Origin of the sequence: Myxococcus vastator (assembly GCF_010894475.1) — a bacterium.
Lineage (GTDB): Bacteria > Myxococcota > Myxococcia > Myxococcales > Myxococcaceae > Myxococcus > Myxococcus vastator.
The window spans coordinates 1-18,784 of the sequence record NZ_JAAIYB010000127.1 but is presented as its reverse complement, the minus strand read 5'-3'; the positions used below and the strand labels follow the sequence as shown (position 1 = coordinate 18,784).

Here is an 18,784-nt window from a genome sequence, read left to right as displayed (position 1 = left end):
GGGCACCACCCGGTCCGCCTTGCGCCCCGCCCGCGTCCACGCCCCGAGCCCTCGCGCGAAGCTGGCGTCATCCCCGTCGCGCAGGGCCTCGATGGCGGCCACTACCTTCTCCACCCCCATCCCCACGGCGTCCGAGGCACTCCCTCGCGCGATTCGCAAGGCATGGTCTACGTAGCCGCCCTCACCCGCATAGGCCTCCGCCAGGGAGAGCATCTCCTCATAGGACGGGCCATGGCGCGCCAGATCCTCGAAGTCCGGCCGCGCGCGGCGGTACGCGAGCAGCCGCATGGCCATCCGCGCACGCTCGATGCGCTCCGAGTGTCGCCTCGCCAGGTGATGCCGCCCAAGCCGCGCGACGAGCTCGGCAGCCGTCCGGAAGTGCCCCTCGGAGCCCTCCTCCGCCGCGCGTGCGAGAGCCTCGCCCAGCAGCTCCGCCGTCCTGTGGAAGGCGCCCGGCAGGTAGCGACCCTCCGCGAGCGCGTCCCGCACCTCCATGTCCGGCAGGAGCGCCTGGGCCTCGTCCAGGAGCGGGCTCACCACCTCGTCCTTGAGGCGCAGCACGAGCCGGTCCGCCAGCTCGCCCCAGCGCAGGAGGAGCGCCGGGTCCCTGCTGGGAGCGTCCCGCAGGTCCGGGGCCACCTGCCCCAGCAGCGCCACCATGCTCGCCTTGAGGTAAGGGTCATTCGCCAGCTTCGGCGCGGCGGCCTCCAGCAGCAGGGTGAGGGCCGCCAGCTTGCGTCCCTGACCCGCCTCCCAGGCCCTCCAGGCGATGCGCGCCACTGGGCCCGCGGACTTCTCCAGGTACTCGTACAGGGCCTGTTGCAGCCCGGGACGCTCCTTCAAATAGAGCCCGAACTCGGGGCCCGAGGGAGACGTGGCGCAGAAGGCGAGGATGCGGTCCTCGGAGAGGCCGGGCTCGTTGGGCAGCGCCACCCGCCGGTGGAGGAAACAGCGCCATGCCGTCTCCAGGTCCACCGTGGCCCCCGACAGCGGCCCCATGGGTGACCCCGGGTTCTCCAGCAACGCCTTGGCCAGGGGGCTCTCCAGGAGCTCCGCAGAGGCTGCACTCGCCCCGAAGAGCCGCGCCACCCGCCGCGCCTCCGCCACGAAGTGGATGCGTCCCCCCGCCAGGCGCGCCTCGACGTCCAGCGGCAGGTCCGTCCCATAGTCCACCAGCAGCACCAGTGGCGTGTCCCCGGCCTGCTGCAAGGCTTGGCGCAGCTCCAGCTCGCAGCGCACCGGGACTGCCTGGAAGGAGCGGCCTCCCTCCACCAGTGCCACGTTCAGCACCGCGGGCTCCCCCCGCCCGTACAGCGCCACGTTGAGCGAGCGGTGCTTCGTCCGGTGGATGGCGCGGACCTCCTCCTCGAGGTCCCGCAGCGACAGGGACGGCGCCTCCGTCACGACTTCACCCGCGTCACGCGCCAGTGGAGCGCGACCTTCGCCCCGGGGCCCGCGCTCTGGAGCGCCTCGCGCAGCCGCGCCAGCTCCGCCTCCACCCGCGCCACCTCCTGCACGCGCCCCTCGCCGACCACCTCAAGGCCCGGCTCGGGCGGACGCGGCCCGTCAACGTCATCCCGCTTCCCCACCGACTGCCGCACGAGCGCCTGGGCGCCCGAGGACAGGCTGCGCACCTGGGCGGACAGGTCCTCGTGGAGTTGGTCCGCCTCCAGCACCCGGTGCAAGTCCGCGAGCAGCGTCTGGGCCTCCGGCTCGGTGCGCCCCTCCAGGAGGCGGAAGTTGTTGAAGACGAGGTCATCGTCCAGGCAGTCCGCCACCTGCCGCGCCTGCACCAGGTGGCGCGCCATGGCGGTGACACTGGTGCGCGGCTCCAGCCCAGCCAGCGACTCCACCTGCGCCACTGGCCCGGGGGCCGTTAGCCGATCCAGCAGCTCGCGCACGGCCCGCGCGGTGATGGCCCGCGGAACCTCCCCGCCCACGCCTCGCTGCGCCAGGAGCTGCTCCACCTCGTGCGCCCTCGCGGCCTGCGCCTCCTTGCGCTTCTTCTCCAGCGCCTCGTGGAGCTGGCGCAGGTTGCGCGCGTGGAGCGCCTTGCCGCCCAGGCTGATGCCGAACAGTCCGGCGGCCAGCTCCAGCGAATGCTGCCACCGCACCGGGTCCGGCATGGGCGGCTTCACCAGCTCGGCGTCCTCCGGCAGCTTGCCCATGACGGGCTCACGCACCGGGCTGCCGCCGCGCAGCAGCTCGCGCCCGGAGACCAGGGCCCAGGCCAGCACCAGGAAGTCCGCCACCTCGGCCGTCAGCCCCATGGCGTCCTTGGGGTCCAACAGCCGCTTCACCCGCGCCACCGTGGGCGACTGGATACCCTCCTTGTGCAGCTCCTGCTCCAAATCCTGGAAGCGCTGGGTGCGCAGCGCCGCGCTCGCCTCGTGCACGGACACGATGCCCAGCTCGTGGGCCAGCTCCAGCTCCTTGAGCTCCACCCGCTCGAACGGCAACCGCTGCCCGTCCGACTCGCAAATGCGCTCGAAGAGGCGAAGGTTCTTCTCCAGGCGCGGGCGCGTCACCTTCTCCGTCAGCCGGGGGTGGCGCGGGTAGCGCTGCTCCAGCAGCTCGTGCACCGCCGAGCGGAGCGCATCCCCCAGCGACGCGGACACCAGGCCGCGAATCTCCATCCCCGGGCCGAGCACGAAGAAGTGCCGGTCCATCTTGCGCGCGCTGTCCAGTTCCCCGTCCCCGGCACTGGTGAGGCCGTAGGCCGCCTGGAGCACCCGCAGGACCCGCTGGCGCTTCTGGCTGCCGAGGCTCTCCAGCTCCGCCCGCGCCCGGAGCTGGTCATCCGGGCGGAGGTTCTCTACGTGGCGCTTGAAGTCGCCCTGGAGGATGCCGTCGATGATGACCAACTCCGACAGGTCGCGCTGGACCTTCTCGGAGAAGAAGCTGGGCAGCCACACCACGGTCTGACTGTCGCCCACCTCGCGCCGGAAGCGCTCCAGCCGCGCCTCGTCCTCCACGGGGCTGTGGCCCGCCTTGTCGAACGGGTAGTCGATGACGACGCGGAAGTCCTCATCCGCCCGGTGGCGCAGGAGGGAGTCGTCCATCTCGCGCACGTTGCCGTAGTGGATGCTGCCGGTGCGCCGGGTGCCCCGCCACTCCACGTCGTGGCTGACGGTGGGCGCCTCCGCCTCCAGGCCCATGGAGGTGAAGAGCACCTCCTGGATTTTCTTCCGGCGCGCCCCGTCCGAGTCGTACGCGCTGGCCGCGGCCATGATGGGCTTGAGGTCCACGCCCTCCAGGACGACGGTGACAGTGGGGTCCGGCTGGTCCCCCACCCGCAGCTTGCCCACCTCGGACGCCCAGGCGCGCAGCCGGGCCGCGGCCTGCGTGGCCTCGGTGCCCGGGATGGGCGAGCGCAGCGTGCCGTGGTTGAGCTGCACCAGGCGCGACACGGTGAGGTTCTTGAAAACCTTGGAGTTGGGGACGAGCGCCCCCAGCAGCAGCGTCTTCGCCAGCCGGTTGTCCGTCCGGCACCGGGCCTCCTTGCAGCCAGAGCAGCCGAGCGACACCGGCCAGTCCTCGCGCAGGCGCTGGCAGCGCTCCTTCGTGCCCGTGCCGTTCTGCGCCTGGATGACCGGCAGCAGCTCGGTGCCATAGAGCCGGCGCGCCGCGGCGAAGCGCTCGCGCATGACGCCGTCCATGGGCTCCTCGCCGCCGGCGAGCGCGTCGAACAGGTCGCCCACCGGGACGACCTTGCCCAGCTCGAAGTCCGGCAGGTGCTCGACGAGCAGTTCCACCAGTACCTTGAGCGCGGTGCGCTCGCGCTGCAAGCACGCGGAGAGCGCCACCACCGCCTCGATGAGCGCGGGGCTAAAGGGGTACACCTGCCGGAAGGACTTCTCGTCGGCTAGTTCGCCGAGCAGCGTGCCCCACGCGGGCCCGAGGCTGCGGCGCATCTGGGCGAAGGCCTCGTCGAGCCGCTTCTTCGCCGCGTCGTCCTTCGCGCGCACGACGCGCTTCTCCACGATGCTGGGGAGGTTGCGGTCCTCCAGGCGGATGGTGTTGAAGCGCCCCTCCCACCACTTCAGCGAGTCATCCAGGTTCTGCGCCTCGTGGCCGGCGTACTGGTCGCCCACCATCTCGCGGATGTCGCGCTGGCGGGCGAGGAAGCTCACCACGGGAATCGGGCGCCGCTCGTCCTGGGCCTCCACCAGCTTGGCCAGCTTCTGGATTTCATTGCTGAGGAACGTCCGGTCCGAGGCGCGGCTGGCCAGCCAGAGGATGAGCTCGTCCAGGAAGAGGACGATGCCGTCGTAGCCGAGGCTCGCCGCGTGGCGGGTGACGATGCCCAGGCCGCGGTCGAACGAGATGAAGCCGCGCGCGTTCTGCGCGAAGGCCGGGAAGTGCGTCTGGACGAGCGCGGAGAACAGCCGGGCGCGCACCTCCGGGTCGCCGCTGCTCCTGGCGGCGTCGAAGGAGGCGGCGTCCCAAGTGCTGGCCGCGGCGAGTTTGCCCCACCCCTTGGCGGCGGGCTGGTGGGCGTTGAGCTTGGAGAAGAACGCGGCGTCCCCGAGCGTGCGCCGCAGCTCCACCGCGTTGTCGAAGAGGGCGGCGTCCTCGAAGAGCGGGGGGATGGGCGCGTCCGGGTGCAGCTCGCGGATGCGGCCGAGGTACTCGGAGAAGACCTTCTCCTCGGTGCTGTTGGCGCCCACCATGTGGAAGTGGAGGCGGAGGAGCTTCGCCGTCTTCACCCACTCGTGCTTCGCGAGGAGTTCGTGCAGCTCGCGCTCTGACCAGGCGGTCGCGTCATTGGCAAGCAGGAGGCTGAGGAGCGCGAGGAAGTGGCTCTTGCCAGAGCCGAAGCTGCCGTGGACGTAGGAGGCGACGCTCTGCTTGTCGCGCAGCGCGGCGCCCACCAGCGTGAGGGCCCGGTCGAAGGCGCCCTTGAGGTCCGGCGTGATGGCGGTGTTCCGCAGGAGGGCGTCGCCCTGGGCGACCCCCTCGGTGAGGCGGACGACGAAGTCGCTCTTTTTGACCTCCTGGGGGAGGTCCAAAATCTCGCGCAAGCTCATGCTTCGTCCTGAGTACCAGAATCGGCGGGCTTCTTCTTGGAGCCGCGCTTCTTCGCGGGGGCCTTCTTGACGGGACGCCAGTTGCGGAGGTCATCGAGCGTCAGCCCGAGCGAGCGCGCCTCCTCCTTGACGAACTGCGCGTAGTAGTCCCCCAGCCGCTCGCCGTTGAAGTCCGGGTTGGGCTCGTTGTGCCACTGCTGGATCCAGGGGACGAGCTCGAGTAATCCGGCGAGCAGAGGCGTCAGACGCTCGGCGTCCATGCCATTCTGCGTTTTGTGCTCTTGATAGAGCGCAGCGAGGGCACCAGCCCGCTGAAGGTGATTCCAGCCTGCCCAACCCAGAAGGGGCCCACCGCCAGAATCGAGTTCCTCCCCCGGATAGAGAATGAATCTCTCGCGTGGGACATCGAGTTCCCCGCGCATTTGAAAATAGACATACGACCGATAATCCTCTGCCTTGTATTTGGGTGGCACCTGAATGCCGACTCGCTCACCCGCGTCCTCTAGCCGCTGGGCACTCCAAGCCTGCTCCCAAGCATGGCGCTTGCTCATGCCTGACTCGGTATGTCGCCACGCTGCCAGATACGGAACTGCCTCTCCCAGCACAAGATCCCTGACGATCTCCTCCGGCCCCACCTGTGCCTCGCCCTGGCGCAAGCACTCAACGAGTCCTCCGAGCGCTCCCCCATCATTGGCAAGCGTCACGAGTTCACGCATCGAAACCGCTCGCCCATCTACCTTGGAACTTGAAACTGTGCGCTCGAGAATGCCTCGAATTGCGTTTCGAAGGGCATCATCGGCTCTCCAGGGCCGGTGTCCCTCGCGAAATGTTCGTTTGTAGGTGGGCGTCTCGATAAGCCGAAGGTGCTCGGACTTCTCAATGAGAGCCAAGCGCTCGCTGTCGATGACAGCAACAGGTGCCGACACAATCTCCGAAGGCGCAGGGAGGTGACACAACTCAAAATACCGTGTCGTCACCTCACTAGCCATTGCCAATCGGGCGTATAGAATGTCCGAAGGTCTTGAGCCGCGCGGCCGTTCTGGAACATCGTCGAGCGCGTCTGGCAAGGTTGTGCTCAATCCAACAGGAAGACCGCAAACCCCATAAACCGCCCAATCGAGCTCTTCCTGAAGCCAGCGAACCTTCCCCTCCATGCTCTCGCTTTTCTGCCGGAACGTTGAAAGACCTTCCGCAAGGCTCCCCCCAACAGTCGACCAACACTCAATGGCAGCCGCTGGTGAGAATTTGAGCCGCTCATTCGCAGCCCGCTCGAGCAACACGGCAAGCTCTCGGATGCGTTCATCGAGCACTGGAATCGGGCAGTTCTTCAATTTGGTACCATCGTGCTCGAAGAACTTCTCCCAAGACTCCGCAGTAATCCCGCCCCCCTCTCCACGATTTCCCTTATCAAAGAACACCTGCTTCATCCAAAAGCATGCCGTGGAACTATTGAGATAACCAAGCAACCCAAAGTGTTCTTCCTCCGATACACCTTCTGCCAACTTGATGATGGGTGCCGAGCGGTTGAACACCTTGCCACCACGATCAAGAACAAAGTGGTTGTGGGTGGCGATGAAGGCAAATGCAATGGAAATCGGATTGCGGAATCTCTCTTTTTGAAAGCGGCTCCACTCCCACCAAGTCAGGCCGAGTTCACGATGATCGCCGTTTGGCTCTCTACGCGTCCATAGCAAGACTCGATAGGGCCATAAAAACCGATGAACTGGAGGAGCCTTTTGCTCTGACACAGGGCGCAACTCATCGTCGTACGGGAACACAGCGGTGTTCGGCCCATTAACAGCCCAGTCACGAACAAACACGCCCTCAACATTTTCTATAATACTCTCATCGACCAGGCCAGCAGCCTTCAAAGCATGTCGCGGCACGAAATAGACACCATCGGCGCGCGTCATGCAGCCAAACCCAACATCACCGACAATATCAGACAGACGACAGGCGGAGCGGCCCTCCAAAAGAGTCTTCAATTCGGTCGCACCACCTCCCCCTAGCGACCATGGGTGGCGAGAAAGTGTCGAACGCCCCAGTGCCGCAACCGAGATAAATTCGTTCTCGAAGCCGTCGTCGTTGTAATATTCTGCAATCGAGGACCAGACTTTTCCGTTCTCTGGTTCCAGAGGAGTAGCGGGCTCCCCCTTCTTTCCAAGCACAGCAACCACAGTATCGGAAACTGGCTTCTGATTACGCCCGAATAGCAAGACCGTTGGCGTTCCGTGATCTGGGATGTACGCCCCGGATGTATCGATTACCCTAGTCAGCTCATAGCGCGGGAGCACCGCCTCAATGAGGCGCTTTCCGAACTCCCTCTTCATGAAGCTGTTAGCGTTGATCAGGCCGACAAAGCCCGACTCCACCGCCAGTTCAAAGAATCGCTCAGTGAACGGAGCGGCAAGCGCATACTCTCGGAAGCAGGAATCATAACGGTCGCGATACGCATCTCGCAGCGCCGCATCCTTACATGTGATGTACGGTGGATTTCCCACGACCGCGTGATACCTCTGTCCAAATATTCGGCGCGCCTCGACAGCATCCTCCAAGTCGAACATCTCGTCGCCCCATCGGGTGCGGTCCTCATCGAGGTCGGACAGCTTCGACTGGTGCCTCCCGCCATAAAGCAGAGAGTCAGCCACCACCAATTTGAGCGAAAGAGGGGGCGCACTGCTAAGCTTCCCGATTTCGGCCTTCTCGAGGAATGCCAACGTGAGGCGGAAACGCGCTATCGCTACAGCATACGGATTGAGGTCCACGCCGTATACCTGCGCGAGCGCGGCCTCAGCGTGCTGTTTGACGTTCAATCCCGGCGCCTTCAACCGCCGCTGTTCGAAGAGCCGCTCGAAAGCACCGAGAAGGAAGTGGCCGGAGCCGCAAGTCGGGTCGATGAGCAGCACCTCCTCCAGACCAAACTCCTTGATGGCCGGCTCGAGCGTGAGGTCCAGGATGAACTTCTCCACGAAGTTCGGTGTTTGAAGGAGGGCGTAGCGCTTGCGCACATCCTCCGAGAGGTCCTGGTAGAGGTCCCCCAGGAAGCGCGTATCCGTGCCGGTGAAGGTCCACTTCAGTGCCCCGCCCGCGTCCTCCTCCTGGAAGAAGTCCAGGAGCTTGCGCGCCGCCTCGTGCGAGGGAGAAAGCCGCCACGCTGGGTTGTGCTGGGGCCCGAGCACGTCCTCGGCCGCCGGGAGCGAGGCCACCTCCCGGAACACGAGCAGCAGGTAGTCGCGCGCGGTAAGCGAGGGCGCAAGCTCGATGAACTGGCCATAGGCATCCTTCGCGCCCGGCCCGGCCAGCCGGTGCTGCCCGAGCAACTCGCGGTCCTCCAGCGTGCGGATGAATACGCACGAGAGCACCCAGGCGGCGCCCACCTGCTCCACCGTCCGCGCCACCCATTCAACGAAGTGCTCCGCCGTGCGGTTGGCCGCCTTCTCGTACTGGTAGCGCTTCTCCAGCGCATTGTGCACCTCGGGCACCTTGGCCCTCTCGCGCAGGTCCGGCACCAGTACCTTGGACAAGAATGCCGCCAGTTCCTGCGTCAACGTCCGCTCGCCGCCCTTCTTCTTGCCGCGACTCACGCCTTACCTCCTCGATCCAGATTCAGAATCCACGTCTCGGGCACCTGCATGCGCTGCGCCGCGGACGTGGTGGGAATGGGCAGAGATTCCGTCACTCCATGAATGCTCGCCCGCTCCGTCTGGGAGTGCGCCGGCACCACGAGGAACACCGCCGGTCCATCATCGCGCTGGCTCGCCTCCCACAGCCCGCGCAGGAAGCTCTCCAGGTGGTAACGCGCCAGCATGCCGGGGTGGGTCAGCACCAGGCGCTTCCCCTTCTCCTCTCGAAGCGACTGCCCGAGCCGCTCGGCGCTCTCCAGCATTAGCTGGCGCAGGTTAGGCCAGTGGGGACCGCCCGGCCCCTCCCGGTCCGCCGCGTACACCACCTCCAGCTCCGCTCCGAACTCCTCCGCCAACTTCAGGGCGCCCTCCAGCAGTTCCTGCTCCAGCGAGCGCGGGCGCACCTTCAGACGCCGCCCCAGCTCCTCCGCCGCCGCGTCCGCGTAGGGCGAGCTGACCTCGACGACGCGGAAGCTGCCACGCTCGGCCGCCAGGCGCAGCCGCTCGTTGAACTCCTGGGCCTCCTGGGCCTCCGGGTCGTTCTTCGGGCGGTGGCTGGAGTGCGTCGTGGGACGGCGGTCGTCCAGCACCTGGGTGCTGGTGGTGGGCATCGCCGTCGCGCCCGCGCGCACGTAGACGCCTTGCGCCTCGCTCCAGGTGAGGCCGAGCTTCTCCACCACGGCATCCAGGGCAGGGCGCGGCGGCAGCGGCTCGGCCTCCGGGTAGCGGGCCGCCACCACCTTGACGATGGCCTCGGCGGGCATGCCGTTGACGAGGGCGCCGGCCGACAGCGCCAGCGCGCGGTCCACGGGCATGCCACGCGGGTAGAGCTCCAGCCGGGCGCTCCGGGCCGCCGAGCGGCTGGCCTCGGCCGCCAGGGAGACGAGCCGCTCCGGCGCCACCCGGGCCAGGGGCGTGCCCTCCACCACGGCCGAGAGGGCCTCGCGCACCTCCTCGGACGAGGGCAGGGGCTCGCGCGCCGCCAGCGCGTCCGCCTTGTTCCCCAGCGCGCGCGCCGCGTCCAGGTGCCCGGGGGACATGCCAATCCACGGCTCCTCGTGGAGCCGGCCAGGCACGAGCCCCCGGCCGGACTCGGCCACCAGCCGCACCAGGGCCTGAGCCCGACGTGTGCTCCCCTCGCTCGCCCCGGCGTCATGTGGCAGGAAGGTGGGCAGCACCTCGGCCACCCGCGCCACCGGCGCCGCCCCTCCGAGCTGCTCCAGCGCGGCGCCCACCCGCTCGTGCAGCTCGGCTAGCGCCGGGTGCGCGGCCCACCGCTCCCGGGCCTTGCTCAGCGACAGGTAGACGCCCTGCGGGGTGATGCCGAGCCGCACGGCCAGCGTGCGCACGTCCGGGACGCGCTGCTCCGGCGCCTCCAGCCCGAAGAGCATGCGCACGTGCTTGGGGAACACCTCGCGCGACTTCGGCTTCTTCGGCAGGAGCGCCTCCAGCCAGGCCTCGACGGTGGAGGGCGCCTCCGCGCTCGCGCCCTCCTTGGAGGCAGACTTCAGGTACGCGAGCAGCGTCTCCTCGGCGCGAGGGTGCGGGGCCAGCAGCCGCGCAACCCGGGCGCGCGCGGCGGAGGCCACCTGGGCCAGCCGCCCGAGCCCCGCGTCATCCAGGGCCACTGCGGCGGCCTCGGGCAGGCGGGGCACGAAGGCCACGTCTCCGTCCGCCCCGCGGTACCCCGGGAAGAAGACGGGCTCGGCGCTCCCCTCCCCCGCCACCGGCCCCAGCCGCTCCCGCAGCTGGTCGAGCAGGTTGAGGATTTCCTTCGTCGTCGTGCGCCCCACCCCGCGCATGGCGGACAGGTGGTTCTGCGGGACGAGCAGCAGCTCGCGCACGGTGACGACGCCGGAGCGGTCCAGCGCGTTGCGGGCCTTGAAGGAGAGGGGCAGCGCCTCGACGGAGCTGTCGGGCGTCACGCCCGCAAGCGCATCCTCCAGCGTGCGGCCCGGCTCGGCGGAGGGCGCCTCGACCGCGGAGTGCGCGAAGCACGCCATCCACTCCTTGCGCATGGCCTCCGCGCTCTCGTGGCGGGAGGCGACGTCGCGGGCGAGCGCCTTGCGGAAGAAGGCCAGCAGGCGCGTGCGCACCGAGGCGTCGAAGCGCTCGGCGGAGAGGGTGATTTCCTCCGTGCTCGCAACGGCCGCCATGTCCGCGGAGGGGAAGCGCGGGCGCACGCCGGTGAGCATCTCGTGCAGGGTGAGCGCGGCGCTCCAGCGGTCCGCGGCCTCGTCCCACCTGCCGCGCCGCACGAGGAAAGGGTCGCGGTAGACGGGCGTGCCCGCCGTCACCTCGGTGGGGGCGACGGTGGACAGCGAGAAGTCGAAGAGCATCAGGTGGCGCGCCTTCTTGCTAGCGCCCTCCAAGACGCCCACGTTGGAGGGTTTGATGTCGCGGTGCTGGACGCCCTTCTCCTCCAGGGCCTGGAGGGCCAGCAGCAGATCCTCGCCCCAGCGGGCTGCATAGTCCAGGCTCACCGGGCCTTCCTCGGCGAGGAGCTGGCCCAGCGTCTTGCCCGCGTCGGTGAGTAGCAGGCACGTGCGCCCGGAGAGCTTCAGGCGCTCCACCAGCGCCACGATGCGCTCGCCGCGCAGCCGCTCCAGCACGTCCGCCTCGGCGCGCAGCCGCGACTCGTACTCCGGGGAGAGGGGGACCTTGAGGGCGTAGCGGGTGCCGTCGCGCAGCACGCGCAGCACGCGCGCGGTGGAGCCGGTGCCGAGCACGTCCTCCACCCCGAGGTCCGGGCCGAGCCGGTCCCCACGCCGGGCCACCAGCGGGTCCGCCCCCGTCACCTCCGGGGCGGCCGGGGTCGTCACCTGCTCCAGCAGAAGGTTGACCCACTCCATGGCGCTGTCCGCGCGCTGCACCGGGTTGACGTCGGTGGCGAACTGCACCACCTCGTCCAGGCTCTTGGCCTGCTCCTTCTTCTCCGGGTCGAGCCCCTTGCTGCCCGCCGCAAGGTCGTCACGAGCCGCGGCCACGGAGAGGAAGCCGGGCCGCATCAGCGCGTCGCGCTCCTGGAGGGTGGAGCCTGGAGAGCGGCCGGTCAGCACGTGGTAGGCGATGGCGCCCAGGCTGAAGACGTCGCTGGCGGTGGAGGCCTTGCTGGGGTCTTCGATGAGCTCGGGGGCGCGGTAGAGGGCGGCCGGGTCGCCCTGGAAGGCGGACAGGTGCCGGGTGCCCGGGGTGCCGTCCTCCTTGAGCGCGAGCTGGAAGTTGTAGAGCCGCACATCCAGCCCTCCGCCCTCGCGGCGCTGCACAAGTACGGAGCCCGGATGCAGCCCACGGTGGAGGACCTTCTTGCGGTGGCAGTAGTCGAGCGCCTCGCCGAGCTGCTCCAGCAGGTCCACCCGCTCCTCGAAGGGGAGGTTCGGGTTCTGGCGCAGGAAGGTGTCAAGGGGGAGCGCGTCGGGGAGGTGCTCGAAGACGACGCAGGGCCCCCCCATGGGCCCCTCGGAGTGGTAGTTCGTCACCTTCATCATGCGCGGGTGGTCCCCGAGCGTGGTGAGCAGGCTGGCCTCGCGCTCGGCAGCCCGGCGCAGTTGCTCGCTGCGCTCGCGCGTCTCCGACTGGGGCACCAGGTAGGTGCGCACCCGGCGGCGCAGGTGGGGCATGCGCTCGTGGGTGGCTTCCCGGTCCTGGTAGCCCGGCCCCTCCTCGATGATGGAGCCGATGAGGAGCTCACCCAGCTTCATTGCGCCCGCGCTGGGAGCGAGACCCAGTTCAAGCAGAGCCTTGGCGGTGGCCTGGGCCAGCGGCTTGTTGATGCGCCGCGAGGCCATGCGGGCATCCACCCCGGGGAAGCGGGCGTGGGTGATGGCCTCAGCGAAGGTGCCCTGGGTAACGACATTGGTGCGCGCGGCCTCCGGAAACGCGAGCCGCACGTCCGGGTGCGAGAGGAAGATGAGGGGCTCCACCCAGGGGCGCTCGCCTGGCATGCGGCGCTCGAGCAGGCTGGCGAGCACGCGCGCCTTCTGGTCCGCGAGCCGCAGCGGGTTCTCCTTCACGCTGCGCCCGCCGCCGGCAAACTCGAAGACCCAGTCCACGACGGAGCCGCTCACGGTGGCCGGGTGACTCTTGATTTCGACAAGGTAGAGGGCGTGGTAGCCGAGGATGAGCGCGTCGATTTCATACCGACGCCCGGACGGGTCCGCGAGCGTCACGAGGGCCCACAGCCGGTAGGGCTCCGAGTCCGGGAGGGCCTTCTTGATGAACTCGATGGCCTGCTGCTCATGGGGATGGGGCGTCATCCCCTGGACGAGGACGCGATTCTGCGAAAGCGGCATGAGGCGGGTCCTCTCTTACGCGCCGAGCGCCCGGGCAAGGACGGCCACATCGTCGCGCCGGGCCGGGGGGACATCGTCCGAGATGAGCAGCATCCCGGCACGCGGGAACTGCTGCGCCCGAGCGTCCTCGGCGGAAGCGGTGGGAAGCAGCCAATGCACGGGGCGGTTGCTGCCCAGGAGCATCACGGCCATCCCGAAGAGCTGCCGCTCCGCGGGCGAGTCGGTGACGAGCAGGACCTGATCGGCAAGGTCCAGTTCCGCGCGGCCCTCGAAGTGGGCGGCCAACGAGAGCACCGCCCCTGCCCCGGAGGCGAGGATGCGCGAGGCCGGGGCAATGCCCGCGAGCGCGTCCTTGGCGAGAAGTTTTGGGGTCAGCCCCCATGTACGGGAGGCGGCCCGCAGGACGTCCCCGAGCGCCGCGGGGGCGGAGGCGTGCGCATCACGCCAGAGCCGCATGGCAAGGGCGGCATCGGGACCGGGCCACTCCGGACCGAACGGCTCGTCCTCGGCCAGGCCGTCCAAGAGGAAGATACGCCGGGGGGCGAAGGCCGCCGGGTGGTTGACCGCAGCATCGCGGATGAGGAGATCCAGCCGGTCCCCCTCCTTCATCTCTCCCTTGAAGAGGGCCCAGCGAGCATCGGCGTTTGGGCCGAAACGGCGCGCCACGCCCGCTCGCGCATCCAAGGCCTTGAGCCCCACGAAAGCGGCTTCGTAGAATTTCTCCAACTGGCCGTTCAGCACGGCGGACATGGCGGCGCTCCCCTCCCCGAAATGGGCGCGCAGTCTATGCTGGGTGTCTAGCGGGACGAAGCGCGGAGACCACGGCCCTTGTGCCCGTCGGCGATGACGAGCCGCACGCCCGTCAGCCCTCGCGCCCGCAACTGGCGCAGCAAGTCCCGCCAAGCCTCCGCCGACTCGCTGCCACCCCGGGTGACGGCGAGCAGGTGCGGTGTCCATCCGCGCCCACGCCGAACGCCACCAGGGCGGAGACGTTCCGCACCGTGCGTGCCCACCTGGCGCCTATGGAAGGTGGCATCCAGGTAAAGGTACGGGAAGGCCTGGGAGAGGGGCTGGTTGCGCAGCCCCTCCACCTTCTCCTCCAGCGTCCGCGTCGCCCGGCACACCGTCGAGCGCGAGACGTCCTCGGCCATGAGGACCCGTGTCACCTTGCCCATCTTCCTCGTGGAGACGCCCTGCACGTACGCGCTGGTAATCGCCTCGTCGAGCTCCGCGCTGCGACGCTTGTAGCGCCCCAGCACCTCTCCCGCACTGCCGCTGTGCCGGATTCGCGGCACCGTCACCTCCACAGCCCCCGCCGTCGTCACCAACGTGCGCAGGTAGCTGCCGCTCTGCACGTCCGCCCGGCCCACCATCCGCTGCCACCGGCCAGCCCCCACCAACTCCCGCACCTCTTCCTCCAGCAGGGTTGAGCCTGCCCCGCCTCCATGACAGGTCCACCTTATTTGACGAGTCACTTCGCGCCGGCCGTGGGTGCCGGAGACAACGCTGACAGTACCCTCAGCAGGCACGCCTCTATCTCAGCTATCGGCGAGTTCAGCGCATCGGGAACCAGGTCGGCAAGGTCGTCAAGCTCGGTGGCCAGGTGAATGGCACGGACAAGATCGGGATGCGCGTTCAACGCCTCAAGACGCGAGAGCAACGCCGGACCAAACAGCCGCGCACACGCGTATGAGGGAGTCACGGCGCCCGTCGTCAGCGCCCGACACCGCAATGGCCACCATGCGTTGAAGCTCGACCTCACCAGCGGCGAGAAGCGACAGGTCCACCGAAGAGTCCCCACGTCCAGGCGGAGACAAGATCACTGGTTGCGCCACCCTGGCCCCAGGAAACGAAAAAGGCCCCCGAGTCTTTCGACTCGGAGGCCTGATTCGGAGTGCCCAGGGCGGGATTCGAACCCGCACACCTTTCGGCGCCACCCCCTCAAGATGGTGTGTCTACCAGTTCCACCACCTGGGCGTTTGCTGCGGCGTCCATCTACCGGAGCTTGCTGATTCACGCAACGACAATCTCAACCGCTGCGTGAATCAGATTCTTCCTACGAACCGCGTACCGCGAACGACTACTGCGCCGGAGCCGGCTCCTGCGCCGCGGGAGCGGCCTCATCGGTCGCCGGGTTGCCACCCCCCTCGACAGGCGGGGTCGACTGCTCGCCGCGCGGCTGCTCCATGCTGCCCGGAGCGGCCGGCGCCGCGTCACCCGGGGTCGCCGGGGCCGTCTGCGCCGGAGGCGTGGCCACCGAGCCACCCGCCGCCACCGAGGAGCGCAGCCCCACGAAGGACAGGCCGAGCGAGCTGAAGAAGAAGAGCGCGGCGAAGACACCGGTCAGCTTGCTGAGGAACGTCACCGCACCCCGGCCGCCGAAGGCGCTCGTGGCGGCACCACCGCCCAGCGCGGAGCCCATACCGGCGTCCTTACCCGGCTGGAGCAGAATGACGAAGATCATGAACACGCACACCAGGACGTGCACGATCGTGACGAAGGTCAGCATGTGGACTCTTTCAGACGTTCCGTGAAAAGGAGGCGCACCCTACACCAAAGTAGTGAACGGGTGACAACATCTTCCGCCCGCCCCCAGGATCAACCCTCAGTGGCCGCCTTGACGATGGCCGCGAAGTCGCCCGCCTTCAGGCTCGCGCCCCCGACAAGCGCCCCATCCACGTCCGGCTGGCCCAGCAATTCCGCGGCGTTGTCCGGCTTCACGCTGCCGCCGTACTGGATGCGCACCCGCCCGGCCGTCTCCCCGTCGTACAGCCGCTCAATCAGGCCCCGGATCGCCGCGTGGACCTCCTGCGCCTGCGCCGCCGTGGCGTTGCGCCCCGTCCCAATGGCCCACACCGGCTCGTACGCCAGCACGAAGCCCGCCACGTCCTTGGCCTCGAAGCCCTCCAGCGCCCCGCGCACCTGACGCTCCACCACCGCCAGCGTCTGGTTCGCCTCGCGCTCGGCCAGCGTCTCACCCACGCAGAGGATGGGCGTCATCCCCGCCGCGCGGACCGCCTTCGCCCGCTTGTTCACCTGCGCGTCCGTCTCCCCGAAGAGCTGCCGGCGCTCGGAGTGCCCCACGATGACGTAGGCACACCCCAGCTCCGCCAGCATCGGCGCGGAGATCTCACCCGTGAAGGCGCCCGAGGACTCCCAGTGGCAGTGCTGCGCCGCCAGCGCCAGCGGCGCGCCTTCCAGCGCGACATGCAGCGGCTGCAGCGCCACGAACGGCGGCGCCACCACCACCTCCACCGTGTCCCCAAAGGAGGCCACCTGGCCCCGCAAGTCCCGCACCAGGGCCAGCGCCTCCGGTACCGACTTGTTCATCTTCCAGTTGCCAGCAACGATCTTCCGGCGCCGCGCGGTGGCCATGAGGTCCCCCAGGGGTGAGTGGTGTGTCGGACGCGGAGCCTACCGCGTCTCCAGCGCCTTGATGCCCGGCAAGTCGCGTCCTTCCAGGAATTCCAGGGACGCACCTCCACCAGTGGACACATGGCTCATCTTGTCGGCGAAGCCCATCTGCTCCACGGCCGCCGCGCTGTCCCCGCCGCCGATGACGGTGGTGGCCTGCGTGTTGATGGACATGGCCGCGGCGACGGAGCGGGTGCCCTCGGCGAACTTGGGCACCTCGAACAGGCCCATGGGCCCGTTCCACACCACCGTCCTCGCGTCGCGGATGTGCTGCGAGTAGATGGCGCGCGTCTTGGGACCGATGTCCAGGCCCATCATGTCCGGCGGAATCGCGTTGTCCGGCGTCTCCTGCGCGGGGCTGTTCTCCGTGGGCTCGGTGCCCACGATGTGGTCCACCGGCAGCACCAGCTGCGTCTTGAACCGGTGCGCCGCCTCCAGCAGGCGCGTGGCCAGCGACAGCTTGTCGCCTTCGACGCGGGACTTGCCCACCTCGACGCCCTGCGCCTTCAGGAAGGTGTACGCCATGGCGCCGCCGATGAGCAGCGCGTCCACCTTGGGCAGCAGGCTCTCGATGACCTTGATTTTGTCGCTCACCTTCGAGCCACCCAGGATGGCCACGAAGGGCTTGTCCGGGTTCTTGAGCACCTTGCCCAGGTACTCAATTTCCTTGCGCATCAGGAAGCCGGCCGCCTTCTCCTTCACGAAGGGCACCATGCCCGCGGTGGACGCGTGGGCGCGGTGGGCGGTGCCGAAGGCGTCGTTGATATAGACGTCCGCCAGCGCCGCCAGCTCGCGGGCGAACGCCTCGTCGTTGGCCTCCTCTTCCTTGTGGAAGCGGAGGTTCTCCAGGACGACCACCTGGCCTTCCTTGAGCTCCTTCACCTGTTTCTTCACCCCGTCACCGACGCAGTCGTCGGTGAGGATGACCTCGTGCTTGCCGCCGAGCAGCTCGGCGAGCCGCGCGGCGACAGGCTCCAGCGACAGCTTCGGGTCCGGCCCCTTGGGACGGCCGAGGTGGGAGGCCAGGATGACCTTCCCGCCCATGTCGAGCGCGCGCCGGATGGTGGGCATCGCCTCGCGGATGCGGGTGTCGTCGGTCACGCGCCGGCCATCCATGGGGACGTTGAAGTCCACGCGGATGAAGACGCGCTTCCCGGTCAGCTGCAGATCATCGATGTAGCGGATCATCTCGGTCCTTCCCTCTCGGTGCCCTGAACGCCCTTGGGACTAGACGCCCTTGGACACGAGGAACTTCGCCGTGTCCACCATGCGGTTGGAGAAGCCCCACTCGTTGTCGTACCAGGCCATGACCTTGAGCAGGTTGTCGCCCATCACGAAGCAGTTGGTGGAGTCGAAGATGGCCGAGTGCGGGTTGCCGTTGTAGTCCACCGACACCGTCTGCGCGTCGCTGAACTCCAGCACGCCCTTGAGCGGGCCTTCGGCGGCCTTGCGGTAGGCCTCGATGACGGCCTCCGCGGTGACCTTCTTCTCGGTGTTCACCGTCAGGTCCACCAGGGACACGTTCGGGGTGGGCACGCGGACGGCCAGGCCGTGCATCTTGCCCTTGAGTTGCGGAATCACCTCACCGATGGCCTTCGCGGCGCCGGTGCTGGTGGGAATCATGGAGAGCGCGGCGGCGCGGGCGCGGCGCATGTCCTCGTGGGTGAGGTCCAGGATGCGCTGGTCGTTGGTGTAGCTGTGGACCGTGGTCATCAGGCCCTTCTCGATGCCGAAGTTGTCCACCAGCACCTTGGCGATGGGCGCCAGGCAGTTGGTGGTGCACGAGGCGTTCGAGATGACGTGGTGCTTCGCCGGGTCGTACTCGTTGTGGTTGATGCCGTAGGCGATGGTGATGTCCGGGCCCTTGGCCGGGGCGGAGATGATGACCTTCTTCGCGCCCGCCTTCAGGTGCTTCTCCGCCGCGTCGCGCGCGGTGAAGCGGCCGGTGCACTCCAGCACCACGTCCACGTTCAGGCTCTTCCAGGGCAGCGCCGTCGGGTCCTTCTCCGCGGTGACGGCAATCTCCTTGCCGTCCACCACGATGCCCTTCTCCGTCGCCTTCACCGTGCCCGGCCAGGTGCGGTGCACGGAGTCGTACTTGAACAGGTGCGCCAGCGCCGCGGGCTTGTCGAGGTCGTTGATGGCGACAATCTCGAGGTCTTCCTTGCGGCTGAGCACCGCGCGGAGGATGCAGCGACCGATGCGGCCAAAGCCATTGATGGCAATCCGGGTAGCCATGTTCGTCGTCTCCTTGAGCAGTGGGTGCCAGGCACCCACGGGTCGTCACGTCAAATTCGAGGGCGGCCGACCGTAGGCATCGCGACCCGCCGAGTCAACGCCCGGCGACATCCCCGCGGCGACGCGCACGCCGAAGCTGAACAATCACCCCGAGCAACAGCCAGACAGCGGTGCCCGTTCCCCCACC

The 18,784-nt window shown here is 68.4% G+C and carries 11 protein-coding genes and 1 tRNA gene; all 12 read right to left on the bottom strand.

Going from position 1 to position 18,784, the window contains the following annotated elements; translation table 11 throughout:
• Positions 1 to 1,404 (bottom strand): BREX-2 system phosphatase PglZ (pglZ, locus tag G4D87_RS15000; protein WP_163782747.1); only part of this gene is annotated, 1,404 nt, incomplete at its 3' end.
• Entirely contained in the window at positions 1,401 to 5,030 is a 3,630-nt protein-coding gene (locus G4D87_RS14995) for a DUF6079 family protein (protein ID WP_163782746.1), read from the bottom strand. The genes pglZ and G4D87_RS14995, both read right to left, overlap by 4 nt.
• A complete protein-coding gene (gene pglX, locus G4D87_RS14990) occupies positions 5,027 to 8,614 on the bottom strand; it encodes a BREX-2 system adenine-specific DNA-methyltransferase PglX (protein ID WP_163782745.1) in 3,588 nt (1,195 codons plus the stop codon). Before pglX ends, G4D87_RS14995 begins: the two co-directional genes overlap by 4 nt.
• Entirely contained in the window at positions 8,611 to 12,945 is a 4,335-nt protein-coding gene (gene pglW / locus G4D87_RS14985; RefSeq protein ID WP_163782744.1) for a BREX system serine/threonine kinase PglW, read from the bottom strand. Before pglW ends, pglX begins: the two co-directional genes overlap by 4 nt.
• 15 nt (positions 12,946 to 12,960) lie before the next feature.
• Positions 12,961 to 13,695, bottom strand: coding sequence for a hypothetical protein (locus G4D87_RS14980; RefSeq protein ID WP_163782743.1), 735 nt, complete (start codon positions 13,693 to 13,695; stop codon positions 12,961 to 12,963).
• A gap of 47 nt (positions 13,696 to 13,742) precedes the next feature.
• A complete protein-coding gene (locus G4D87_RS14975) occupies positions 13,743 to 14,420 on the bottom strand; it encodes a transposase (protein ID WP_443192651.1) in 678 nt (225 codons plus the stop codon).
• Positions 14,417 to 14,647, bottom strand: a complete 231-nt coding sequence (locus tag G4D87_RS14970) for a DUF3969 family protein (protein WP_240358289.1) — start codon at positions 14,645 to 14,647, stop codon at positions 14,417 to 14,419. Before G4D87_RS14970 ends, G4D87_RS14975 begins: the two co-directional genes overlap by 4 nt.
• 193 nt (positions 14,648 to 14,840) lie before the next feature.
• Positions 14,841 to 14,922: transfer RNA gene (locus G4D87_RS14965), tRNA-Leu, on the bottom strand.
• 103 nt (positions 14,923 to 15,025) lie between these two features.
• Positions 15,026 to 15,454, bottom strand: a complete 429-nt coding sequence (secG, locus tag G4D87_RS14960) for a preprotein translocase subunit SecG (protein ID WP_163782741.1) — start codon at positions 15,452 to 15,454, stop codon at positions 15,026 to 15,028.
• Positions 15,455 to 15,543: 89 nt separating this feature from the next.
• A complete protein-coding gene (gene tpiA, locus G4D87_RS14955; protein ID WP_163782740.1) occupies positions 15,544 to 16,320 on the bottom strand; it encodes a triose-phosphate isomerase in 777 nt (258 codons plus the stop codon).
• 39 nt (positions 16,321 to 16,359) lie between these two features.
• Positions 16,360 to 17,547: a phosphoglycerate kinase gene (locus tag G4D87_RS14950; protein WP_163782739.1), complete on the bottom strand. Its 1,188-nt coding sequence runs from the start codon at positions 17,545 to 17,547 to the stop codon at positions 16,360 to 16,362.
• A 39-nt stretch (positions 17,548 to 17,586) separates the two neighbouring features.
• Positions 17,587 to 18,597, bottom strand: coding sequence for a type I glyceraldehyde-3-phosphate dehydrogenase (gene gap, locus G4D87_RS14945; RefSeq protein ID WP_163782738.1), 1,011 nt, complete (start codon positions 18,595 to 18,597; stop codon positions 17,587 to 17,589).
• Between the last annotated feature and the right edge of the window lie 187 nt (positions 18,598 to 18,784).